General features: G+C 58.4%; 21 protein-coding genes, 1 other RNA gene and 2 pseudogenes. 11 read left to right on the forward strand and 13 right to left on the reverse strand.

Features of this window, described 5'->3' with window-relative positions; all coding sequences use genetic code 11:
• Positions 1 to 307: 307 nt before the first annotated feature.
• Both rnpB and rsmI read right to left on the reverse strand, forming a co-directional pair.
• Positions 308 to 661: RNase P RNA component class A (rnpB, locus tag AC06G5_RS25240), an RNA gene on the reverse strand.
• Positions 662 to 736: 75 nt separating this feature from the next.
• Positions 737 to 1642, reverse strand: coding sequence for a 16S rRNA (cytidine(1402)-2'-O)-methyltransferase (gene rsmI, locus AC06G5_RS25245; protein ID WP_413427714.1), 906 nt, complete (start codon positions 1640 to 1642; stop codon positions 737 to 739).
• A gap of 177 nt (positions 1643 to 1819) precedes the next feature.
• Here rsmI and AC06G5_RS25250 point away from each other — a divergent pair, with 177 nt between their 5' ends.
• The 4 genes from AC06G5_RS25250 (at position 1820) to AC06G5_RS25265 (ending at position 5266) form a co-directional block, all read left to right on the forward strand.
• Positions 1820 to 3631, forward strand: a complete 1812-nt coding sequence (locus AC06G5_RS25250) for a penicillin-binding protein activator (RefSeq protein ID WP_413427715.1) — start codon at positions 1820 to 1822, stop codon at positions 3629 to 3631.
• Positions 3631 to 3993 carry a YraN family protein gene (locus AC06G5_RS25255; protein WP_413427716.1) on the forward strand — a complete coding sequence of 121 codons (363 nt, stop codon included), beginning with the start codon at positions 3631 to 3633 and terminating at the stop codon, positions 3991 to 3993. Before AC06G5_RS25250 ends, AC06G5_RS25255 begins: the two co-directional genes overlap by 1 nt.
• 104 nt (positions 3994 to 4097) lie before the next feature.
• The gene (locus tag AC06G5_RS25260) at positions 4098 to 4691 is read left to right on the forward strand and encodes a phosphoheptose isomerase (protein ID WP_007972584.1); all 594 of its coding nucleotides are present in this window, start codon (positions 4098 to 4100) and stop codon (positions 4689 to 4691) included.
• Entirely contained in the window at positions 4688 to 5266 is a 579-nt protein-coding gene (locus AC06G5_RS25265; RefSeq protein WP_413427717.1) for a BON domain-containing protein, read from the forward strand. Before AC06G5_RS25260 ends, AC06G5_RS25265 begins: the two co-directional genes overlap by 4 nt.
• Before the next feature lie 149 nt (positions 5267 to 5415).
• Here the strand turns inward: AC06G5_RS25265 and AC06G5_RS25270 are convergent, their stop codons facing one another.
• The 7 genes from AC06G5_RS25270 to rplM all read right to left on the reverse strand — a co-directional run bounded on the left by AC06G5_RS25270 (position 5416) and on the right by rplM (position 10304).
• Positions 5416 to 5829 carry a ClpXP protease specificity-enhancing factor gene (locus AC06G5_RS25270; protein ID WP_085715923.1) on the reverse strand — a complete coding sequence of 138 codons (414 nt, stop codon included), beginning with the start codon at positions 5827 to 5829 and terminating at the stop codon, positions 5416 to 5418.
• 16 nt (positions 5830 to 5845) lie between these two features.
• Positions 5846 to 6463, reverse strand: coding sequence for a glutathione S-transferase N-terminal domain-containing protein (locus AC06G5_RS25275; RefSeq protein ID WP_007989864.1), 618 nt, complete (start codon positions 6461 to 6463; stop codon positions 5846 to 5848).
• A 150-nt stretch (positions 6464 to 6613) separates the two neighbouring features.
• Positions 6614 to 7396, reverse strand: coding sequence for a cytochrome c1 (locus AC06G5_RS25280; protein ID WP_413427718.1), 783 nt, complete (start codon positions 7394 to 7396; stop codon positions 6614 to 6616).
• Complete coding sequence (locus tag AC06G5_RS25285) at positions 7396 to 8607, reverse strand: cytochrome b (protein WP_008016686.1); 1212 nt, start codon at positions 8605 to 8607, stop codon at positions 7396 to 7398. The genes AC06G5_RS25280 and AC06G5_RS25285 overlap by 1 nt, the downstream gene beginning before the upstream one ends.
• Positions 8607 to 9200, reverse strand: a complete 594-nt coding sequence (petA, locus tag AC06G5_RS25290; protein ID WP_008016685.1) for a ubiquinol-cytochrome c reductase iron-sulfur subunit — start codon at positions 9198 to 9200, stop codon at positions 8607 to 8609. Before petA ends, AC06G5_RS25285 begins: the two co-directional genes overlap by 1 nt.
• Positions 9201 to 9468: 268 nt before the next feature.
• On the reverse strand, positions 9469 to 9861 hold the full coding sequence (gene rpsI / locus AC06G5_RS25295; RefSeq protein ID WP_003228056.1) for a 30S ribosomal protein S9: 393 nt from the start codon (positions 9859 to 9861) through the stop codon (positions 9469 to 9471).
• A gap of 14 nt (positions 9862 to 9875) precedes the next feature.
• Positions 9876 to 10304 (reverse strand): 50S ribosomal protein L13, encoded by a 429-nt coding sequence (rplM, locus tag AC06G5_RS25300; protein WP_003228062.1) that lies wholly within the window; start codon positions 10302 to 10304, stop codon positions 9876 to 9878.
• A gap of 245 nt (positions 10305 to 10549) precedes the next feature.
• Here rplM and AC06G5_RS25305 point away from each other — a divergent pair.
• Positions 10550 to 11589 (forward strand): annotated as a pseudogene (locus AC06G5_RS25305) (NADP(H)-dependent aldo-keto reductase).
• A gap of 103 nt (positions 11590 to 11692) precedes the next feature.
• On the opposite strand, the gene AC06G5_RS25310 reads toward AC06G5_RS25305, so the two are convergent.
• Positions 11693 to 12829, reverse strand: a complete 1137-nt coding sequence (locus tag AC06G5_RS25310) for an acyl-CoA dehydrogenase family protein (RefSeq protein WP_413427719.1) — start codon at positions 12827 to 12829, stop codon at positions 11693 to 11695.
• Between the two features lie 221 nt (positions 12830 to 13050).
• Here AC06G5_RS25310 and AC06G5_RS25315 point away from each other — a divergent pair, with 221 nt between their 5' ends.
• The 5 genes and pseudogenes from AC06G5_RS25315 to AC06G5_RS25335 all read left to right on the forward strand — a co-directional run bounded on the left by AC06G5_RS25315 (position 13051) and on the right by AC06G5_RS25335 (position 19481).
• Positions 13051 to 13971, forward strand: a complete 921-nt coding sequence (locus AC06G5_RS25315; RefSeq protein ID WP_178120848.1) for a GlxA family transcriptional regulator — start codon at positions 13051 to 13053, stop codon at positions 13969 to 13971.
• 198 nt (positions 13972 to 14169) lie between these two features.
• Positions 14170 to 16115: pseudogene (locus AC06G5_RS25320) on the forward strand (flavin monoamine oxidase family protein).
• Positions 16116 to 16322: 207 nt separating this feature from the next.
• The gene (locus AC06G5_RS25325) at positions 16323 to 17210 is read left to right on the forward strand and encodes a nitrilase family protein (protein WP_480458539.1); all 888 of its coding nucleotides are present in this window, start codon (positions 16323 to 16325) and stop codon (positions 17208 to 17210) included.
• Between the two features lie 16 nt (positions 17211 to 17226).
• The gene (locus tag AC06G5_RS25330; RefSeq protein WP_480458540.1) at positions 17227 to 18420 is read left to right on the forward strand and encodes a hypothetical protein; all 1194 of its coding nucleotides are present in this window, start codon (positions 17227 to 17229) and stop codon (positions 18418 to 18420) included.
• A gap of 77 nt (positions 18421 to 18497) precedes the next feature.
• On the forward strand, positions 18498 to 19481 hold the full coding sequence (locus AC06G5_RS25335) for an asparaginase (protein WP_413427773.1): 984 nt from the start codon (positions 18498 to 18500) through the stop codon (positions 19479 to 19481).
• 195 nt (positions 19482 to 19676) lie between these two features.
• Here AC06G5_RS25335 and zapE read toward each other — a convergent pair whose 3' ends face one another.
• From zapE to AC06G5_RS25350, 3 genes are all read right to left on the reverse strand, one after another.
• A complete protein-coding gene (zapE, locus tag AC06G5_RS25340; protein WP_413427774.1) occupies positions 19677 to 20771 on the reverse strand; it encodes a cell division protein ZapE in 1095 nt (364 codons plus the stop codon).
• A 90-nt stretch (positions 20772 to 20861) separates the two neighbouring features.
• Positions 20862 to 22217, reverse strand: a complete 1356-nt coding sequence (locus AC06G5_RS25345; protein ID WP_413427775.1) for a tryptophan--tRNA ligase — start codon at positions 22215 to 22217, stop codon at positions 20862 to 20864.
• Between the two features lie 24 nt (positions 22218 to 22241).
• Entirely contained in the window at positions 22242 to 22871 is a 630-nt protein-coding gene (locus AC06G5_RS25350) for an alpha/beta hydrolase (protein ID WP_413427776.1), read from the reverse strand.
• A 144-nt stretch (positions 22872 to 23015) separates the two neighbouring features.
• On the opposite strand from AC06G5_RS25350, the gene AC06G5_RS25355 reads away from it, so the two are divergent.
• On the forward strand, positions 23016 to 23450 hold the full coding sequence (locus AC06G5_RS25355) for a Z-ring associated ZapG family protein (protein WP_008016678.1): 435 nt from the start codon (positions 23016 to 23018) through the stop codon (positions 23448 to 23450).
• Positions 23451 to 23479: the final 29 nt, after the last annotated feature.

Here is a 23479-nt window from a genome sequence, read left to right on the forward strand (position 1 = left end):
CCACACCGTCAAGGCGCGGATCAAAGGAAAACCCTTACAGAACTGAGATTTAGGAGCATTAAAGGAGGGGCAACGAGAATCCGGCACATGAAACTGCCCGATAACTTGAATCAGCGCAGGAGGCTGCATTCGGAAGTTAAAGTAATTTATTAAGAGTAAGATTTTTTCGGTATTACAAAAGTGGTTCTGCTGACGATTGTGCAAGGAGGGAAATGGCTACTACGTGGAGTTTATGCGACCACCCCAATTATGGGCTCATTGCTCCCACCAACGCCCTGCTCAACAATTCAAGCAGAGGAGAAAAAAGGTGGAGAGTCGATCTGTAAGCCGGGTTCTGTCTTGAACAGTCATTCGTCTACGATGGCCATCACTGGACATCTTTAGCAACCTACCCGGTCCCAGCGCGGGCCACGCCTTGGGACCCTATTTGGTCTTGCTCCAAGTGGGGTTTACCTAGCCACGAACTGTTACCAGACGTGCGGTGCGCTCTTACCGCACCTTTTCACCCTTACCGGCGCCGAAGCGCTTAGGCGGTTATTTTCTGTGGCACTTTCCGTAGGCTCACGCCTCCCAGGCATTACCTGGCACTTCGCCCTATGGAGCCCGGACTTTCCTCCCCCCCCTAATTTTCATAGGGGGCAGCGACTGTCCGATCGACTCTCCGCCGCAAAGGTTACCGGCAGAGCGCCCGAAGAACAAGCGCTAAGCGCCCTTGAGCACGCCTGCGCATCGGGTTTTACTCGCCTTTCTGTTTATCCAGGGCAATCTGGTACAGCACATTCTTTCGCTCGCCGGTGATTTGCGCTGCCAAAGCCGCCGCCCGCTTGAGCGGCATTTCTTCGAGCAACAGGTTGAGGATGCGCATCGCCTCACTGCTGACGGCGCCCTCCTCCTCGGGGGCAGACCAGCCCGCCACCAACACCACGCACTCGCCGCGCTGCTGATTGCTGTCCGACTCGACGAACTCGCGCAGCTCAGCCAGCGGCAGCCCCTTGAGCGTTTCAAACGTCTTGGTCAACTCACGGGCAAGCAGCGCCGGGCGCTCGGGGCCGAACACCAGCTCCATGTCTTGCAGGCATTCCAGAATGCGATGCGGGGCCTCATAGAAGATCAAGGTGCGGGGCTCTTCCTTTACCTGCTCCAGACGCGCTCGCCGCCCCACAGCCTTGGCTGGCAGGAAACCTTCGAAAATGAATCGGTCGGAAGGCAACCCTGCCGCCGACAATGCTGCAATCAACGCGCAGGCACCCGGGACCGGCACCACATCGATACCCGCTGCCCGGGCCTGCCGCACCAGGTGATAACCCGGATCGGAAATCAGCGGCGTGCCGGCGTCGGAGATCAACGCCACGTTGTCGCCGGCAAGCAGACGAGTGATAAAGCGACTACCTTCATCCCTCTCGTTATGCTCATGACAGGCTGCCAATGGCGTCGAAATGCCGAAGTGTTGCATCAAGCGCTGGGAATGACGGGTGTCTTCCGCGGCGATCAAGGCCACTTCACGCAGAATCTTCAGCGCCCGCGCACTGATGTCATCCAGGTTGCCGATGGGCGTCGCCACCACATAAAGCGAGCCAGCAGCGGAATTCAAAGCACCTGGAGCAGTCAAAGCGCACACCTCATGATCGGTAAAAGTCGCCATTGTAGCGCGTAGCGAGACTCACGATACGCGCAAGCAAACGCGGTATCGCCGACCGTTTGTGCACTGACGCAACATTTACACCAGCTAAATTGATCGATTCACGCCACTAACATCGCGCCCCGGCCAGTGCTTGGGTACAATTCCACGCTAATTTGATCGAGTATCAGGAACGCTTACATGATCGCTTGCCTGCGGCTGTTATCTGCCCTCTGCCTCGCTGCCTTGCTGGCGGCTTGCGCCAGCTCGCCCTCCTCCAGCCTTGGCGAACTTCCACGGACACCGGACGCCAGTATCGAGCAACTGCTTGCGAAGGCCGCCCAAAGCAAATCACCGGAAGATGCCGCCCTGCTGCGCCTGAGCGCTGCCGACCTGGCCTATCACCAGGGCAATGCCGGCCAGTCCGCGCAAATCCTGCAACAGGTTCCGATCGAGCAGCTCAAGCCGGGCCAACAGATTTTCGCCAGCACCCTGGCGGCTGAACTGGCCATGACCCGCAACCAGCCCAAGGCAGCGCTTACTGCCTTGAGCCATCCGAGCCTGCAGCGCTTGAGCGAACTGCCCGTAGAGCAACAAGTGCGCACCGGCACCGTTCACGCCCGTGCCCTTGAAGCCGATGGCCAGACCCTCGCCGCTGCCCGTGAGCGCATCTTCATTGCCCCGATGCTCAAAGGTGAAGCCGCGAGCAAAAACCACGAAGCCATCTGGACCCTGATCGCTTCGCTGCCGACCGATCAGTTGCAGCCGAACACCACCGACGATCTCGGCGGCTGGATGGCCCTTGCGCTGGCCGTGAAATCCGCCGGCACCCTGGAGCAGCAGCAGGCCGCCATCGATAACTGGCGTGCGAAGAATCCGAAACACCCGGCCGCCATTCAATTGCCGCAGCCACTGACCCAACTCAAGGAGCTGGCCAGCCAGCCCCTGAACAAGATCGCCCTGCTGCTGCCTCAGGACGGCCAGCTGGCCTCGGTTGGCAAAGCGCTGCGCGACGGTTTCATGGCTGCTCACTACCAGGCACAACAGGCCGGGCAAAAGCCACCCGCCATCGAGTTTTATGACAGCTCGCACCTAACTTCCATGGACGAGTTCTACCGCAAGGCCCAGGCCGATGGCGTGCAACTGGTAATCGGGCCGCTGGAGAAGCCGCTGGTCAAACAACTGAGCACCCGCCCGCAATTGCCGATCACCACGCTGGCGCTGAACTACAGCGAAGGCGATCAAGGCCCGGCACAGCTGTTCCAGTTCGGTCTGGCCGCTGAAGACGAAGCCCGCGAAGTGTCGCGCCGCGCTCGCGCCGACGGCCTGCATCGCGCAGCCATCATGGTGCCGAAAGGCGAATGGGGCGACCGCGTGCTCAAGGCGTTCAGCCAGGATTGGCAAGCCAATGGCGGCACCATCGTCGTCACCGAACGCGTCGATCAACCGGTCCAGTTGGCCCAGCAGATTGCCGACATGTTCCAGCTGCGTCAGAGCGAAGGTCGCGCCAAGAGCCTGCAAAGCACTGTTGGCTCGCAAGTAGCGGCCCAGCCATCACGCCGCCAGGACATCGAGTTCATCTTCCTGGCCGCAACACCGCAACAGGCCCAGCAGATCAAACCGACCCTGAACTTCCAGTACGCAGGCGATGTTCCGGTCTACGCCACCTCCCACGTGTTCAGTGCCAGCGGTGACGTCAACCAGTACAACGACATGAATGGCATCCGCTTCTGCGAGACGCCATGGTTGCTGGACGCCAACGACCCGTTGCGTCGTCAGGTCACCGCCCAGTGGCCACAAGCCGCCGGCAGCCTGGGGCGTCTGTATGCCATGGGCGTGGACGCCTATCGACTGGCACCGCGCCTGGGCCAGCTCAAGTCTCTGCCGGACAGCCGAATCGACGGTGAATCGGGCAGCCTTGGCATGACTCAGAGCCAGCGTGTCGTACGCCAGCTGCCATGGGCCCAGTTCGCCAATGGCCAGGTCCAGCGCCTGCCGGACACCGCTCGCTGATGCCTGACAGGTCACGCTGGCAAAGCGGTAGGGATGCCGAGCGCCATGCGCTCGAGCATCTTCAACAACAGGGTCTGCGCCTGCTGGCGCAGAACTGGTTGTGTAAACGCGGCGAGCTTGATCTGGTCATGCTAGATGGCGATACAGTAGTATTCGTTGAAGTCCGCTACAGAAAAAACACTCAATGGGGTGGCGCGCTCGATAGCATCGATGGGCGCAAACGGCAAAAACTGATTTTCGCCGCGCAGTATTTTCTTCAGTGCGAGTCGCGCTGGGCCAATTCCCCTTGCCGCTTCGACGTGATTGCCATCGACAGCAATCTCGATCAGTTGAACTGGCTACAGAATGCCTTCGACGGCTGATCGCCGGCATTGCGAACCGGACACTATCACCCAACACTTTTGCTCTTTGCTTTGCGGGCTGCACATTCACGTGCCGAACAGCCGCGCTACTTAAGGTCACACAGATGGACATGCAATCCCGAATTCGCCAGCTTTTTCAGGCCAGTATCGACACCAAGCAACAGGCGATGGAAGTACTTGCACCGCACATCGAGCAAGCCAGCCAGGTCATGGTCAACGCCCTGCTCAACGAAGGCAAAATGCTTTCCTGTGGCAACGGCGGCTCTGCCGGCGATGCCCAGCACTTCTCGTCCGAGTTGCTCAATCGCTTTGAGCGCGAACGCCCGAGCCTGCCGGCCATCGCCCTGACGACCGACAGCTCGACGATCACCTCGATCGCCAACGACTACAGCTACAACGAAATCTTCTCCAAGCAGATCCGCGCACTCGGCCAACCGGGCGATGTGTTGCTGGCTATCTCCACCAGCGGCAACTCGGCCAACATAATTCAGGCGATCCAGGCCGCACATGATCGCGAAATGATTGTCGTAGCATTAACGGGTCGTGATGGCGGCGGCATGGCGTCGCTGCTGTTGCCCGAGGACGTCGAGATTCGCGTACCGGCCAACGTCACCGCTCGTATTCAAGAAGTCCACCTGCTGGCGATCCATTGCCTTTGCGATTTGATCGACAGCCAATTGTTCGGGAGTGAAGAATGACCCCTAATCGCCTTGGCCTGTTGGCCTTGACCCTGTGCCTCGGTATCAGTGGCTGCACCTCGGTCGTGACGGCCAGCCGTGAAGCACCGATTGAAGATGACCGCGGTACTCGCACACTGGGCAGCAAGATCGACGACTCCCTGATCGACACCAAGGTTGGCGTGAACGTCGCCAAGGCCGATCCGGCCCTGGACAGGGATTCGCACATCGTCGTCACCAGCTTCAACGGTGTCGTGCTGCTTGCCGGGCAAACGCCACGCGCAGACCTCAAGGCCAAGGCTGAACAGGCCGCTGCCGCGGTCCAGCGTGTGAAGCAGGTGCACAACGAACTGCAAATCCTGCCACCCTCCTCGTTGCTGGCACGCCAGAACGACACCTGGCTGACCACCAAGATCAAGACCCAGATGCTCGCCGATGCGAACATCCCCGGCTCGCGCATCAAGGTCGTCACTGAAAACGGCATCGTCTACATGCTGGGCCTGCTGACCAAGCAGGAAGCCGCGCAGGCGACCAACCTGGTGCAAGGGGTTTCCGGTGTGCAGAAGATTGTGAAGCTGTTCGAGTACATCGACTGATCTACAACCTGTAGGAGCGAGCTTGCTCGCGATGGACGTTTGGCGAATGCGTTCATTCAGACTGCACGCGTCATAGTTCACGTCCATCGCGAGCAGGCTCGCTCCTACAACGTAATAAAAAAGGCGATCCTTGCGGATCGCCTTTTTTATTACTTGACCACTTTCAGACTGGGCCGACCGCTTGGACGCGGCGGCTCGCTGTCCGGTGGTGGAAGATCGTCATCCGGTTCGATCTCTTCGTCCTCGCCCATCGGCGATTCCAGATCAAACACCATGCCCTGGCCATTCTCCCGGGCGTAGATTCCCAGGATCGAAGCGATTGGCACGTACAGGGTGTGCGGCACGCCACCAAAGCGCCCCTCGAAGCTGACCGCCTCGTTATCCATGTGCAAGTGACGCACGGCTTGTGGCGATACGTTCAGGACGATCTGCCCGTCACTGGCAAACCCCTGTGGAACCTGTACCGACGGGTACTCGGAATTGACCAGCATGTGCGGGGTGCAATCGTTGTCCACAATCCACTCATAGAGCGCGCGGACCAGATAAGGTCGACTGGAGTTCATAGCGGCTCCTTAAGCCTTAGCGCATGTCGCGTTCGACACCAGACAGACTCGCCTGGAAAGCCTCACGCGCAAACTGGCGCTCCATATAATCAAGCAGCGGCTTGGCTGGCCGCGGCAGTTCTATACCCAGAATCGGCAATCGCCAGAGTATTGGCAGTAGGCAGCAATCCACCAGACTTTGTTCCTCACTGAGGAAAAACGGTTTGTCGGCGAACAGCGGCGACACACCCGTCAGGCTTTCGCGCAACTCTTTGCGGGCCACGGCACGGGCCGCCTCCTTGGTCCGCGAATCCAGAATCAGATCCACCAGGCCACACCAGTCACGCTGAATGCGGTGCATCAGCAGGCGACTGTTGGCACGCGCCACGGGATAAACCGGCAGTAGCGGCGGGTGCGGGTAACGCTCATCCAGATATTCCATCACCACAGTCGACTCCCACAACGCCAGGTCGCGATCGACCAGGGTGGGCAAGCTACCGTAAGGGTTCACTTCAATCAGTTTAGGTGGCTGGCGTCCAGCTTCCACGTAAATGATCTCGGCGCTGACACCCTTCTCTGCCAGTACGATGCGCACTCGGTGGGAATAGTGGTCGGCGGGGTCGGAGTAACAGGCCAACCGATTGGTCACGCCCATGGCGATCCTCCTCGCTTGTAGAAATAATCGAACGCGGAAAAACGAGCGCGCCCAGAGGGCGCCTCCCGTAACGACTGGATAACCAGTTTCGCTACATCCTCAGAGGCGCCCTTGGGCGCGCGCGATTAACAGCAATAGCTTGAAGCTTTATCAGTGCACGTCTTTCCAGTATTCGCGCTTGAGCAGGTAAGCGAATACAAAGAAGAACGCCAGGTACAGCAATACATACGTACCGATGCGCTGATGTTGCAGCTTAACCGGGTTAGCCGAGTAAGCCAGGAAGGTTACCAGATTCTTGACCTTCTCATCGAACTGCTCTGCAGTCAGGGCACCGCTTTTCGGCACGATGGTCAACTGATCGCACGCTTCATGGGTCAGCGCCGTACCGGTCAGAGGATCATATTGCTTCTTGCCGTCTTCGACGATCTGAACCTGTTTGCAACCAACCACCTGGCGACCTTGCAGGCCGGCCAGGACGTTAGGCATACCCACGTTCGGGAAGACCTTGTTGTTCACACCCCATGGGCGCGCCGGATCTTCGTAGAACGACCTCAGGTAACCGTACAGCCAGTCAGTACCGCGAACACGGGCAACCAGGGTCAGGTCCGGTGGCGCCGCGCCAAACCAGGTCTTGGCGTCCGCCGGCTGCATGCCGATGCTCATGTGGTCGCCGATCTTGGCTCCGGTGAACATCAGCTTCTCCATCATCAACTCATGGGGAATGCCCAGGTCGTCGGCAACACGCTCGTAGCGCTGAAACTTGGCACTGTGGCAACCCATGCAGTAGTTGGCGAACGTACGCGCGCCGTCTTGCATGGCTGCTTTATCGGAAACGTCGATGTCGACTTTTTCCAGCTCGGGGCCACCGTGTTCAGCTGCGAAAGCGAACACTGGCAGCGCGGCAAGCATCAATACAGCAAATAGTTTTTTCATCAGCCAGTCACCCTTTCCGGAACCGGTTTGGTCTTCTCGAGCCTGGTGTAGAACGGCATCAGAATGAAGTAGGCGAAGTACAGGAAGGTACACACCTGCGACAGCAGCGTACGCTCAGGGGTTGGGGCCAATACGCCCAGCACGCCCAGGATCACGAACGCGATGCAGAACACCCAGAGCCAGATCTTGCTCAGCCAGCCCTTGTAGCGCATCGACTTGACCGGGCTACGGTCCAGCCATGGCAGGACGAACAGCACGGCAATGGCAGCACCCATGGCGATCACACCCAGGAGCTTGTCCGGAATCGCACGCAAGATGGCGTAGAACGGGGTGAAGTACCAGACCGGAGCGATGTGCTCTGGGGTCTTGAAGGCGTTCGCCACTTCAAAGTTCGGCTTTTCGAGGAAGTAGCCGCCCATTTCCGGGAAGAAGAAGACGATCGAGCAGAAGATGAACAGGAACACCACCACACCGACGATATCTTTCACGGTGTAGTACGGGTGGAAGGCAATGCCGTCCAGCGGTATGCCGTTTTCGTCCTTGTGCTTCTTGATGTCCACACCGTCCGGGTTGTTCGAACCCACTTCGTGCAACGCCAGGATGTGCAGCACCACCAGACCCAGGATAACGATCGGCAGGGCAACCACGTGCAAGGCGAAGAAGCGGTTCAGGGTAATGCCGGAAATCAGGTAGTCACCACGAATCCACTGGGTCAGGTCGTTGCCGATGACCGGGATCGCACCGAACAGCGAGATGATCACCTGGGCACCCCAGTAAGACATCTGGCCCCACGGCAGCAGGTAGCCCATGAAGGCTTCGGCCATCAATGCCAGGTAGATCAGCATGCCGAAAACCCACACCAGTTCACGCGGCTTCTGGTACGAACCGTAGAGCAGGCCACGGAACATGTGCAGATAGACCACGATGAAGAACGCCGAAGCGCCGGTGGAGTGCAGCAGACGCAGGATCGAGCCGTACTCGACATCGCGCATGATGTATTCGACGGAAGCAAACGCCTCCTCCGCCGACGGGTTGTAGCTCATGGTCAGCCAGACACCGGTAACGATCTGGTTGACCAGCACGAGCAGTGCCAGGGAGCCAAAGAAGTAGAAGAAGTTGAAGTTCTTCGGAGCGTAATACTTGCTGAGATGGTCTTCCCACATCTTGGTTGCGGGAAAGCGTGCGTCAACCCAATCCATGAACTTGCTCATCACGCTTTCTCCGTATCGACGCCAATGATAATGATCTCATCGGTCTCATAGGAATGCGGGGGAACTGGCAGGTTCAAAGGCGCAGGTTGCGACTTGTAGACGCGACCAGCCAGATCGTAGTGGGAACCGTGGCAAGGGCAGAAATAACCGCCCACCCAGTCTTTACCCAGATCCGCAGGTGCCACTTCAGGACGGAAGGTCGGCGAGCAACCCAGGTGCGTGCAGATACCAATCAGCAGCAGAACCTCAGGCTTGATCGAACGGGTTTCCGGATCAACGTAAGTCGGTTGTGTCGAGTTCTTGGAGGTCGGATCAACGAGCTGGCCCTCGATCTTCTTCAGATTCCCCAGGATTTCCGGTGTACGGCGGACAATGAACACCGGCTGACCGCGCCACTCAGCAATCATCTGCTGGCCTGGCTCGACTTTGCTGACATTCACTTTCACCGGTGCACCTGCGGCTTTCGCCTTGGCACTGGGAAACCATGACCCCACGAACGGGACCGCAGCCCCCACCGCTCCTGCAGCACCCACCACGGATGTGGCTGCTACCAAGAAGCGACGCCGGCCTGCATTCACGCCGTCATTGCTCATTCAGTCCTCTCCCATCAGCTTTGTGGCCTGTTAAATCAGGCATCTACTAAGTAAATCTATGTACTTATAAAAATTTTGCCGAATGGTAATGAAAAGCCCCAATCCTGACAAGGTAATTACCGGAGCCCATCACCCCCAAGCCTTGTAGTATAGGGCGCCTACGGATGTGGCAAGTTGTCACAGCGCAATTCTTTGATAAATCGCAGACATAAAAAAACGCCCAGCTCCGTGAGGATACTGGGCGTTCTTTTTTGAACGTGAAAGCGAATTAACGCTTCGAGTACTGCGGACGCTTACGCGCTTTACGCAGACCGACTTTCTTACGTTCAACTTCACGAGCATCGCGGGTTACGAAGCCGGCTTTACGCAGGGCGCTGCGCAGAGTCTCGTCGTAGTCCATCAGAGCGCGAGTGATGCCGTGGCGGATTGCGCCAGCCTGACCACTTACACCACCGCCGATCACGGTGACGTAGATGTCGAACTTCTCGACAGTCTCAGTCAATTCCAGCGGCTGACGAACTACCATGCGGGCAGTTTCGCGGCCGAAGAAATTATCCAGCGAACGATTGTTGATGGAGATGTTACCAGTACCCGGACGCAGGAAAACGCGTGCGGTTGCGGTCTTGCGACGGCCAGTGCCGTAATTTTGAGTCGCCGACATAATGAACTATTCCGTTAAATCTTCAGTTCTTGGGGCTGCTGAGCAGTATGAGGGTGTGCAGCGCCCGCATAGACTTTCAGCTTACGGTACATGTCGCGACCCAGCGGGTTCTTAGGCAGCATGCCTTTGACCGCGGTCTCGATCACGCGCTCAGGGGCCTTGGCGATCAGCTTTTCAAAGTTGATCGACTTGATGCCGCCCGGGAAACCGGAGTGGGAGTAGTACATTTTGTCAGTGGTTTTAGCACCGGTAACACGGATCTGCTCGGCGTTGATTACGACGATGTAGTCGCCGGTGTCAACGTGAGGAGTGTACTCAGGCTTGTGCTTGCCACGCAGACGGCTCGCGATTTCGGTGGCCAGACGACCCAGGGTCTGACCAGCAGCGTCGACGACAAACCAGTCGCGCTTTACTGTTTCCGGTTTAGCAGTAAAAGTTTTCATTCTTTATAGCCTCAGGGGCCGCCCTGTAAATTAGACGGCGGATCTTACTGAATAGTGCGTACTTTGACAAGTCAAAGGCAGCCGGATACAGACGCTTTCGGGGGCTCGGGTCGGCGCGTCCGTTCAACGGCAAGATTCTTCGGCGGCGGCGCATCACTTCCACTGCAGAAAGAGGTGCGCAATTATGCAGATTGCGAAAAATAATTCAACCTGCTTTTATGATTGTTTTGCCCAAGGAGCACCCGATGGATTATCGCCAGCTAGGCCGAACGAACCTGAACGTGAGTGCCATCTGCCTCGGAACCATGACCTGGGGCGAGCAAAACAGCGAGGCAGACGCCTTCGCCCAGATTGAGCGGGCCAAGGCTGCCGGGATCAACTTCATCGACACCGCCGAAATGTACCCGGTGCCACCCAAGGCCGAAACCTACGCCACCACCGAACGCTATATCGGCAATTACTTCAAGAGCCGCGGCGACCGCGCCGACTGGATCCTGGCCAGCAAGATCGCCGGCCCCGGCAACACCATCGACTACATCCGCGATAAAAACCTGCGACACAATCGACAGCACATCACCGAAGCGGTGGATGCCAGCCTCAAGCGCCTGCAGACCGACTACATCGACCTTTACCAGTTGCACTGGCCGGAGCGCAGCACCAACTTCTTCGGCCAACTCGGCTACAAGCACAAGATCGAAGCCAACCTGACCCCGCTGGAGGACACCCTCGAAGCGCTGGACGAGCAGGTCCGCGCCGGCAAGATCCGCCACATCGGCCTGTCCAACGAGACGCCATGGGGCACCATGCGTTTTCTCGCCCTGGCCGAAGCCCGAGGCTGGCCGCGCGCCGTGTCGATCCAGAACCCGTACAACCTGCTCAACCGCAGCTTTGAAGTCGGCCTGGCGGAAATCGCCATCCGCGAGCAATGCGGCCTGCTCGCCTATTCGCCACTGGCGTTCGGTTTCCTGTCAGGCAAGTACGAAGGTGGCGCCCGCCCGCCAAAAGGTCGCCTGAGCCTCTACAGCCGCTTCAGCCGCTATTTCAACCCGCAGTCGGAAGCGGCTGCAGCCGTTACGTGGCATTGGCCCGCGAGCACGGTCTGGACCCGGCGCAAATGGCCCTGGCGTTCGTGACGCAGCAGCCGTTCGTGACCAGCAACATCATTGGCGCCACGACCATGGAACAACTGGAGAGCAACATTGCCAGTTTCGATCTGAAACTGTCGGAGGAAGTACTGGAAGGGATCGAGGCGATTCACAAGGATCATCCGAATCCTGCGCCATAACCCCCACTTGCAGGAGCGAGCTTGCTCGCGAAAAACCTGAGCACACCGTTGGGTGTCAGGTTTTCAACGTTATCGTTGACGACCATCGCGAGCAAGCTCGCTCCTACAATGATCTGGCAATAATCTCCTTCATGATCTCGTTAGTCCCGGCATAGATCCGCTGCACCCGCGCATCCGCCCATGCCCGTGCGATCGGGTATTCCCACATGAACCCGTAACCACCGTGCAATTGCACACACTCGTCGAGCACCTTGCATTGCAGGTCGGTGCCCCAGTACTTGGCCATCGCCGCCGTCGGCACGTCGAGCTTGCCTTGCAGGTGCAGTTCCAGGCAGCGGTCGACGAAGACGCGGCCAATCTGGATTTCCGTGGCCATCTCCGCCAGTTTGAACCGGGTATTCTGGAAATCCGCGATCGACTTGCCGAACGCCTTGCGCTCGCGGGTGTAGTCCAGCGTCCATTGCAGCGCCGCTTCAGCTGATGCCAGCCCGCCAACGGCCACGGTGAGGCGCTCCTGGGGCAACTCCTGCATCAGGTAGGCAAAACCCATCCCGGCCTGGCCCAGCAGGTTTTCCTTGGGCACTCGCACGTCCTGGAAGAACAGCTCCGAGGTGTCCTGGGCTTTCATCCCGACCTTTTCCAGGCGCTTGCCCTTGTCGAAGCCCGGCGTGTCGGCTTCCACCAGAAACAGACTGGTGCCCTTCGCGCCGGCCTTCGGATCGGTCTTGGCGACGACGATCACCAGATCGGCCAGGTATCCGTTGGTGATGAAGGTCTTGGAGCCATTGATCACGTACTCATCGCCATCGAGCACGGCCGTGGTTTTCACGCCCTGCAGATCGGAACCGGCGCCCGGCTCGGTCATGGCAATCGCGGTAACCATCTCGCCGGACACCAGTTTCGGCAGGTACTTATGCTTCAGTGCTTCACTGCCGTAATGCAGGATGTACGGCGCCACGATGTCCGAGTGCAGGGAAAAGCCGATGCCGGTCAGGCCAAGTCGCCCCACTTCTTCGATCACCACCGCACTGTAGAGAAAGTCCGCCCCCAGACCGCCGTACTCTTCCGGCAGGTGCGAGCAAAGCATCCCCGCCTCCCCTGCCTTGTTCCACAGCTGTCGGTCGATATAGCCTTGTTTTTCCCATTGCGCATGGAACGGCACCGCCTCCTTTTCGAGAAACGTTCGCACGCTGTCGCGGAAAAGCTCGTGCTCGGGACTGAACAAGGTTCTGGGGATCATGCGGCACCTTTTCTTTGTTTTTAGAAGGAGTTGACCTTCAGAGACTATGCCTCGCTTCCGATACAGGACACTGGACACATCCGACAAAAAATAAGACGATCCAGCCGTCTGGTGACCACTTCCCCCTATAAAAATAAAGTTGAATTATGTCTAAGCAAGCCTCCACGCCCCTGCGGCGCGTCAGCATCCTGGCCATCGACCGGGTTTTCGCTTCCACCCTCATGCAAGCCAAGGATTTCTTCCATCTCGCCAGCCTGCGCTACGGCAAACAGCTGGGCCAGGGCCTGACACCGGCGTTCGAAACCCGTCTGGTCAGCCCCGATGGCAAACCGGTCAACACCTTCAGCGATGTGATGATTCCGGTGGATGGCGGACTGGAAAACGCCGACATCATCGTTCTTCCCGCGTTCTGGGACGATTTCGACAGTCTCTGCAAACGTTACCCGCAAGTCCTGCCCTGGCTACGCCAGCAACATGCACGCGGTGCCGTGCTGTGCGGCGAGGCCACCGGTGTTTTCTGGCTGGCCGAAGCCGGGCTACTCAATGGCAAGGAAGCGACCACCTACTGGCGCTTCTTCAATGCCTTCGCCGAACGTTTCCCCCAGGTCCAACTCAATCAGGACAAGCACCTGACCGACGCCGACAACCTGTACTGTGCCGGCGGCACCACCTCGGCGTGCGATTTGTACATCTACCTGATCGAGCGCTTCTGCGGTGCCAACGTGTCCCAGGCCGTAGCGCGGGACATTCTGTATGAGGTGCAGCGCAGCTATTCGCCTGGACGCATCGGTTTTGGCGGCCAGAAGCTGCACCAGGACGTGATCATCCTGCAGATCCAGCACTGGCTCGAAGAACACTTCGCCGACAAGTTCCGCTTCGAAGACGTCGCCCGCGAACACGGCATGAGCATCCGCAACTTCATGCGCCGCTTCCAGACCGCCACCGGCGACAAGCCGCTGCATTACCTGCAACGCCTGCGCATCGAAACCGCCAAGGGCTTGCTGTCCGGCAGCCGCAAGAGCATCAAGACCATCAGTTACGAAGTCGGTTACGACGACGCGAGCTTCTTCGCCCGGCTGTTCCGACAGCACACGGAATTGTCACCGAACCAGTATCGGCAGCAATTTCAGCAGGCTGCTTAGCCGGACACAAACCGAATGTGGAAGCGAGCCTGCTCGCTTCCACATTGAATCTTGCGCCGGCCACGCAGTTCTTTAGCTGTGCATTTTCCTACGCAAAAAGCGGAATACAGAGCGCTAGAGCACCCAACCCTGCTCACAGACGCAGCCCCTTAAAAAACTCAATATTTTCCCTGTAAACACCATCAGGGAAGATCATCAATGACTATCGGATCAAGCTACAACTACCCTTCATACATCGCCAAGGAAGCCGCCCGAACAAAGCGCTCGGCTAAAAACAAATGGGCGGCTCGCTTTCCCAATCCGCCGGACTTGTGCTTTGACTATCGTGCACTGGTAGAACAGGAAAACGGCATCGCCAGGGCAACTGACCCGCAACATAAAATCTGCATCATCGGCGCCGGTGTCACGGGCCTGACTGCCGCCAGAGAACTCTATCGCTGCGGCTTTACCCATATCACTCTCATCGAACAATCCACACGCATCGGCGGCAGGCATCTGACCGTTCCCGGTAGCCGAAACTCGGCAGCAAGCCATACACCGTTTGAAATGGGCGCCATGCGCATGCCCTTCTTCAACCGGGCGGATGAGCCACCGACAGAAGGTCGGTCGCTGATGGCTTACTACACCAATCAATTTGAATTGGCGTTTTCAGACTTCGCCAACCCCGGTAGCCAATGGGTCAGCTCGACAGGCATCTATCTCCGGGAGGGCAGCATGGGCGGCGGATCAGCACCGCAAATGTTGATATGGAAAAACGAAGACGGCGTCACACCGCCTCCCGGCGCTGAATTGCAAAAGGTTTATTCCAAGTGGAAAGCCTTTGCCGATCGCATGACCCGCCACGTTGCCGAGCTCTACGCGAGCCAGGAATGGGAAGCTGTATGGGCTTCTATCGTCGAAAAATACGAGAGCGTCTCGTTCCGAGACCTGGTCAGCATGCCGGCACTGGAAGCTTGGGATGACCGCTCACCCGGGGATTTCGGCGGAATGGGAATGTCTGCGCAAGAGTCCGCAATTTTTTACGCGATAGGTATAGGTGACGGTAGTTGGGGAGCTTTTTATGACGTCTGCTGCCTCTACCCTCTGCGTACCGCGATTTTCGGTTTCAGCAGCCAATTGCAACTGATCCATGGTCGAGTGGACTCAAACGGCGATCCACTGGATTCGCCCTACCTGAATAGCGAAGCCGTTTTTGACTCAATGGGGCAGCGTTTCGACAGCCCCCGCTACATCGGCCTCGCCGCGTTGGACGAATGCCTGTTGTTTGTGAAAACCGACGAAACCGGAAAGTCCATCTACGAACATAGCCTCGAAAGAAGCAATGGGCTTCTCACCGACTCATCCGTCACAAAACTGGAAAAGCTGACCAATCAAAAAATACGCGTCCATTACAACTGGAAACACGTCACCCCGAGCAAATCCGGGAGCAATTTGACGACTTCGACTCGGTCATCATGACACTACCTTCCTGGCTGATTGAAACTCGACTCAAGCTCGAAAATTTCACTCGGGAGATGCTGCCTTTCGAAACGATCAACGCCTACAAGACCGCACACTGGGAAACCAGCTGCAAAGTGTTTGCACCGCTGAAAAAATCATTTCTCTCGAAAAACAAAAACATCCCGCAAGCCATCGTAACCGACAGTTTTATCCACGATGTCTATACCTACCGCTACAACAACAACTACAGCTATGACTGCATCCTGCTGAGTTATACCTGGGAAGATGACGCAACCAAGCTCGCCTCATTCAGCGATAAGGAGTTGGTATCAAAATGCGCCGAAGAGCTGGATCGCATACTCATGAACTCTGCCAACATCCAGGAGAAAATTTCTCCCTACATAGGCATTGATCAAGCGGTGGTTCAGCGCTGGATCACTGATAAAAATGCTCTGGGCTGTGCCAAGCTTTACCGACCGGGCACCTACTACGATGCCGTCGGCCTGATGAAGTACAACCGGGACTTCGCGCATGTCTCAGGCTTGTATTTGTCCGGCGAGTCATTTTCCGTCGACGCCGGTTGGACGGAGCCATGTTTTCGCGGTGCTGTCGATGCAGTGATCCATATCTGCAACAAAACCGCCGCGAACTTCAATGGCGGATTTTCCTTGAGCGACTACCCGCACTACCAACTCAAAACCTGATCACATCCCCGCTCCAGAGCCATGCTCGCAATACATGGCTCTACCTCTCGCGCCTGCTACCCACTGCAATCAAACATCACGTTGATCCATTTTCGGACAAGGACTACGACCTAAACGGAAGTAGCTGACTTACGCCCCATTCCTGATTCCCCTCTTATAAACACGCCATTTAACACCTTGAAAAACAATTAAAAGAGGAACGCCGGAATGACCGAGCCAACAAGCCCTGTTCGTGTAGCAGTCGTGCAATTCGATCCACAAGTCGGCATCGAGAAATGTGTAGGTAATCTGCGGTGCAGCCTGGAATTGGCGCTTGAAGCGGTAAACGGCGGTGCGAATCTCATCGTTCTGCCCGAGCTTTCCAATACCGGCTATTTCTTCAGCAATCGGCAGGATGCCTTCGCCCATGCAGAAGCGGTTCCCGACGGGCCAAGCGTGCAGCGCTGGATCGACTTCGCCCGCGAGCACAACGTTTACCTCGTGGCCGGCCTGGCCGAACGCGACGGCATGCGACTCTTCAACACCGGCGTTCTGGTGGGACCAGACGGTTTTATCGGCAAGTATCGCAAAGCCCATCTGTGGAATATGGAGAAGCTCTGGTTCACCCCCGGCGACCTGGGTTTCCCGGTTTTCGACACACCCATCGGCCGCATCGGGCTGTTGATCTGCTGGGACATCTGGTTCCCGGAGGTGCCTCGGATCCTCGCCCAGCAAGGCGCGGACATCATTTGCAGCCTGAACAACTGGGTCTGGACACCGCCGCCGCTGTTCGACGATGCCGGTAAGTGCATGGCGTCGTATCTGACGATGACGGCCGCTCACGTCAACAACGTATTTATCGCTGCCGCCAGCCGGATCGGCGAGGAGCGCGGCGCGCGCTACCTGGGTTGCTCGTTGATTGCCGGAACCAACGGCTGGCCGATTGGTGCCGTGGCTTCCGCAGACAAACAGAAAATCCTGTTTGCCGATGTCGACCTGACCAACTCCCGCAGCGCGCCCATCTGGAACAACCTGAACGACCTGCATCGTGATCGCCGGGCCGATCTTTACGATCAGATGCTCGGTTACACCCAACACCCTTGCCTCCCACGCTGATCAGGAGGCCTATCGCATGGAAGTTACAACCGACAAAAACCAACCGTCGCGCAAATCGCCGATTGATACAGCCGTCGTCCTGCTAATGATCGGCGCGACACTGCTGATCGTCTGGCTTTCTTTCAGCAACCGGACTTTCTGGGGAGCGCATTGGCCCGGGTACGGTGACATGGTATCGCTGCTACCCGAACCGAGTGCCTGGTTGCGCTGGGTGTTAGGTGACATCAGCGAGGTGGCTTTCTACAAGCACGAGTTCGCCTCGATCGGCCTGCTGGCGGGCGCTTATCTGGCTTACTGGGCGAATCGAACGGGGAAATCCTGGCAAGGGTTTGCCATCTCCTATGGAACCGGACTTTGGCCCTGGCTGGTCACCAGTTCGTTGCTCGGGCTGCTGCTGAGCAATCTGCTGTGGGGCTGGACGGTGACAGCCACAACCTGGCAACCCACATTCGTAGCGTTCGTCTCGCTGCCAGCGGCGATGGTGCTGATGTTTGGCGCAGGCTGGAAAATCACGATCAACGGCGCACTCATGGGCGCCGTACTCGTCACACCGATGTGCCTGCTGATCGTCAACTACGTGTGCCAACCGCTGGCCTTGCCTGCGGTGATCGGCAATGTGCTGGGCATGGCGGTTGCCAGCGTCCTGGCGTTTCTGTTCTGCCGCTATTGGCCGAACCTGGTGAAATTCAGGTCGTCGGAAACACCACCCACCCCGATCGCCCCCGCCAAGGCCCCCGACTATGGCGTCATCTGGAGCCTGCGCAGGATTCTGGCGGACTTTTCCGAAGCACCGTTCTTCGGCAATGAACTGGCCAGCCTTGGCCTGATACTGGGGGCATTGCTGGCGTACAGCTTGAACCCTTCAAGCCCCGCGTACGGATCGGGCCTGTTGCTGCACATCATCGGCGCGCAGGCATTGGCCTCGGCCATCGGCGTGCTGATCTGGCGTCGACAATGGATGTTGCGCGGCTGGTATCCCACTTACATCCCGCTGGTTTCAGTGGTGCCCGCGGCGATCCTGGCCTATGGCGGCAGCTGGCAGATTATCGCCTCAAGTGCACTGCTGGGGGCATTGCTCGCACCACCGCTGGCCTGTGTGATTGCCAGGAAATTACCGGCCGACATGCACGCCTACATCGCCAATGTATTGTCGATGGCCATCAGCACACTGCTGATCGTGCCGCTGATCGGCTTTCTGATCGCTGATTGATGTCCCAGCCATTCGGCTGTATCGCGGCCTCAAAAGCGGATACAGCCACTTTTCATTACAAACAAGCGAGGTAACCCATGGACCTGCCCAAACTGTCCATCGCGGCACTTGGCGGCACGGTAAGCATGCAAGCGAGCAATGCCGGTGAAGGTGTCATCCCGACCGTCAGCGGCGAAGCCCTGCTGACTTCCATACCGGAACTGACGACGCTGGCCGAAGTCACTGTCGAGACCCTCGGCCTGCTGCCCAGTGCGTCCCTGGATTTCGGGTTTTTGCTGAACGTATTGTCCTGGGCTGAGTTTCAGGTCAAACAGGGCGCCGTTGGGGTCGTGATAACCCAGGGCACTGACACCCTCGAAGAAGCCGCGGTGTTTCTGGATTATCTGTGGCCCTACGGCACCCCCTTGGTGCTGACCGGTGCCATGCGTTCCGCAGCACAGCCAGGTGCCGATGGACCGGCCAATCTGCTGGATGCATGTCGCGTTGCCCTGGCGCAGAACAGCCGGCAACGCGGTGTCCAGGTCGTGATGAACGGACAGATTCATCAAGCGTGCAGCGTACGCAAAACCGATTCGCTGGCATTGCAGGCGTTTTCCTCTCCGGTCGTGGGACCCGCGGGCCTGCTGCTGGAAGACCGTGTTCGCTACCTGCGCCCGCCGGGGCCGCGCACGGTGTTGCCGTTGCCGCAACAGACCACGCAGAAGGTTGCGCTGCTTGAGGCCTCACTTTCGGCCGACACCCTGCTACTGGAGAATATTCTCGCACTCGATTACGACGGACTGGTGATCGGCGGTTTTGGCGCCGGCCACATCTCGCAGCGCTGGGCGACAATGATTGAGCATATTGCCAAACGAATCCCCGTGATCATTGCGACCCGAACCGGTTCCGGCTCCACTGCACTTGCCTCTTACGGTTTTGGTGGCGGTGAGATGGACTTGATCCGCAAGGGTGCATCGATGGCGGGTTTTCTCTGTCCGCGAAAAGCCCGGATTCTGCTTTGGCTGTTGCTCGGTTGCCAACGGCAGCACGAGCTTGCGCGGTATCTCAACGAAGACATTTGACTTCAAGACAATGTACGAGCTTGTGGGAGCGGGCTTGCTCGCGAAAGCGGAGTGTCAGCAAAAAGAGCATCAACTGACACGACGTCTTCGCGAGCAAGCCCGCTCCCACAGGGTATTGTGATGAACCCATGGGGTTCTTCCGCGTACAAAAAAAGGGCCTGCATTTGCAGGCCCTTTTTCATTTTCCGAATCGTCCTACGGCTTATGCGCCCGGGACAGGAATTCGTGGGACTGCATTTCCAGCAGTCGGCTGAGGGTCCGCTGGAATTCAAAGTTCAGGCGACCACCGGTGTACAGATCCTTGAGCTCGACTTCGGCAGAAATGATCAGCTTCACGTTACGGTCGTAGAACTCGTCGACCATGTTGATGAAGCGGCGGGCGATGTCGTCGGTGGTGACGCTCATCTGCTCGACATCGCTGAGCAGCACGGCGTGGAAGATCTTGCCCAGCTCGATGTAGTCGTTCTGGCTGCGCGGGCCGTCGCACAGTTCACGGAAGTTGAACCAGGCCACGTCATCGCAGGTGCGCAGGGCACGAATTTCACGGTTTTCGATCATCAGCACGTCATTTTCGACCGCTGCCGTGCATTCCGGTGTCAGCGCACGGAAGCTCTTGCGCAGGCTTTCGTTGGCGGCTTCGTCGAGTGGATAGTGGAACAGCTCGGCTTGCTCGAGGTGACGCAGACGATAGTCGACGCCGCTGTCGACGTTGACGATCTCGGTGTTCTGCTTGATCAGCGCAATGGCCGGCAGGAAGCGCGCGCGTTGCAGGCCATCCTTGTACAGGCCGTCCGGCACGATGTTCGAAGTCGCGACCAGGGTCACGCCGTTCTTGAACAGCTCTTCCATCAGGGTGCCCAGGATCATGGCGTCGGTGATGTCGGAGACGAAGAACTCATCGAAGCAGATTACCCGGGCTTCGGTGGCGAAACGCTTGGCGATGATGGTCAGCGGGTTTTTCTCGCCGCCCAGGGTTTTCATCTCTTCGTGCACGCGCTTCATGAAACGGTGGAAGTGCGTACGGGACTTTTCCTTGAAGGGCAGCGCTTCGAAGAAGGTGTCCACCAGGTAAGTCTTGCCGCGACCTACGCCACCCCAGAAGTACAAACCCTTGACCGGGGCCTGATCCTTCTTGCCAAACAACTTGCCCAGCAGGCCCGGCTTGTTTTGCTCGGCCGCGACCAAGTCGTCGTACAGGCGCTGCAAATGACGCACGGCGGTTTCCTGCGCGGCATCATGGAAGAATTCCGGGCGTTTCAGATCAGCTTGATATCGTTCTAGGGGCGTCATAATTCGTTAGCAAGGCAACAAAAACGGGCCGACACTGTAGCGACGGCCCGCAGGAATGGCAATCGGCCCTTGGTCAGGCCGAACCGTTGTTTATTCCTGAACCGGCGTCAGGGCAATGCGCAAGGCTTCAATGGCCGCGTCGCGTGCGGCGCTGTCGGCGAAGGCCGGGCTGTCGGCAACACACTCGCCTTCCAGCCAGAGGCTGAAGCACAGTTCGTCACTGCGCACGTCCAATGCCTGGCCCGCTTGCAGTTGCTTGGTCACCTGACCGGCGGTTTTACCATCGGCGAAGTTGCGCGACAGCAGCAGCTGTTCGCCATCGGCCGCCAGCAGACGGAAGCGGAAACTGCCGTCGTCTTCGCGGAAGCTGACAAAACGTGCGGCCTTCACGGCTTTCTTTTTGGTAGTCGCCGCCACTTGAGTCTGGGCAACGAAGGAGCGCAGGCCCACCGCTTCACGCAGTTCGTGGAGGAACGGCGTCGCCACCGCACGGGCCTTTTTCGCGCCGTGTTGCAGGATGTCTTCCAGATCCGCCGGACGCTCGATCAGCTGGTTGTAGCGCTCGCGGGATTCGCCCAGTTCGGCGTCCAGCAGCTGGAACAGACGATTCTTCGCCTCGCCCCAACCCAGGCCCTGCAACAGCTCGCTGCGGAACTCGTCGGCCTGCGCCGGGGTGGCGAATGCCTGGAACAGGGTGAACAGGTGCGAATTGTCCGGATCCTTGGCTTCGCCCGGCGCGCGGGAGTCGGTGACGATCCGCGAAATCGCGTCCTTCATCTCTTTGGCGCTGCTGAACAGCGGAATGGTGTTGTCGTAGCTCTTCGACATCTTGCGGCCATCCAGGCCCGGCAAGGTGGCGACGCTCTCTTCGATCAGCGCCTCGGGCATGGTGAAGAATTCCTTGCCCTGGCCAAACAGGTGGTTGAAGCGCTGACCGATGTCCCGCGCCATTTCCACGTGCTGGATCTGGTCACGACCGACCGGCACCTTGTGCGCGTTGAACATCAGGATGTCCGCGGCCATCAGCACCGGGTAGCTGTACAGGCCCATGGTGATGCCCGCGTCCGGGTCTTCACCGGTCTCGACGTTCTTGTCCACCGAAGCCTTGTAGGCGTGGGCGCGATTGAGCAGGCCCTTGGCGGCGACGCAGGTCAGCAGCCAGGTCAGCTCGGGGATTTCCGGGATGTCGGACTGGCGATAGAAGGTCACGCGATCGACATCCAGGCCACCGGCCAGCCAGGTCGCGGCGATTTCCAGACGCGAGCGCTGGATGCGCAGCGGGTCATCGCACTTGATCAGGGCGTGGTAGTCGGCCAGGAAGTAGAACGAATCGGCATTGCTGTCACGGCTGGCAAGGATTGCCGGGCGGATGGCGCCAGCGTAGTTGCCCAGGTGCGGCGTGCCGGTGGTGGTGATGCCGGTGAGGATACGGGTACGAGTCGTCATGGGTAATCGCTTGTCAGACTGCAATCAATTCGAGAGACGCGGCAGGATCAGATCCTTGAGATCGGTCAGCTTGCCATGAAAAAAGTGTCCGCATTCTGCCACTTTCAGCAGCTCATGGGGGCGTTCGAGCTTGTCGGACCATTCGTAAACGACTTGTGGATCGATCACTTCGTCGGTTTCCGGCTGGATCAAGGTCAATTCGCCGTGCTGCGGCAACCGATCCTGATCACCGAGGCGCATGACCGCTGGCGCGACCATGAACAGATGCTTGAGCTGCTCGCCCTTGGCCTCGAGGCGCCCGCCAAGGCTTGCTGCAACAAAACCGCCGAAGGAAAAACCGAACAGGGTCAGCGGCAATTCCGGGTGTCTGGCGCGAATCCATGCGGCGACAGCCTGGGCATCATCGACTTCACCGGTGCCCATGTCGTGGGAGCCTTCGCTGGCACCGACGCCACGATAGTTGAAGCGCAGGGTGATCAGTCCGGCGTCGCGCGCGGTGCGCTGCAGGGTCGAGACCACCTTGTTGAGCATGGTGCCGCCTTGCACCGGGTTCGGATGGCAGATGAGCGCCAGGCCACGCGGTTGCTCATTGTCCAGGTACAGTGCTTCCAGTTGGCCGACCGGGCCATCAATCACTACAGGGGTTTCGCGCATAAGCAAGGAAGGAACTCCGTGACCTCGAATCGGGTCGACTCGTCTAGCAAATTGTCTGTGGCTGTCTATTGCGAGTGAATCGCGGTATACAGCGCAGGTTCGAGCCGTTAACGTAAAGCAAAGCCGTTTATAGAGGAAGGACTCGTGGAACACTCGCTCTTAGTTTGGTTGTTACCGACTCTTGCCCTGGTTGTGGGTGTCGCCATTGGGTTTCTGATCGCTCGCCTTGCGCCGAATGCCGCGCCTAGCAGCACGCAACGTCAGCTGGACGACATTCAGGAACGTTTCGACAGTTATCAGAACGAAGTGGTAACTCACTTCAACAGCACTGCAACGCTGGTCAAGAAACTGACTGCGAGCTATCAGGAAGTGCAGGACCATCTCGCCGAGGGCGCCAACCGCCTGGCCCTGGACGAACAGACTCGCCAACGCCTGCTGGCCTCCCTTCACGCCGATGCGGCGCAGGCTCCACGGGAACGCCTGACGCCGCCACGCAATCAGGAACCGCCTCGCGACTACGCACCGAAAGCCCCGAACGCGCCGGGCATGCTCGATGAGCATTACGGCCTGAAGAAGTAAGCAGACCTGCGCAATAAAAAGCCCCCGGA

The sequence above is a fragment of the Pseudomonas sp. WT-JTC genome (genome assembly GCF_056711565.1).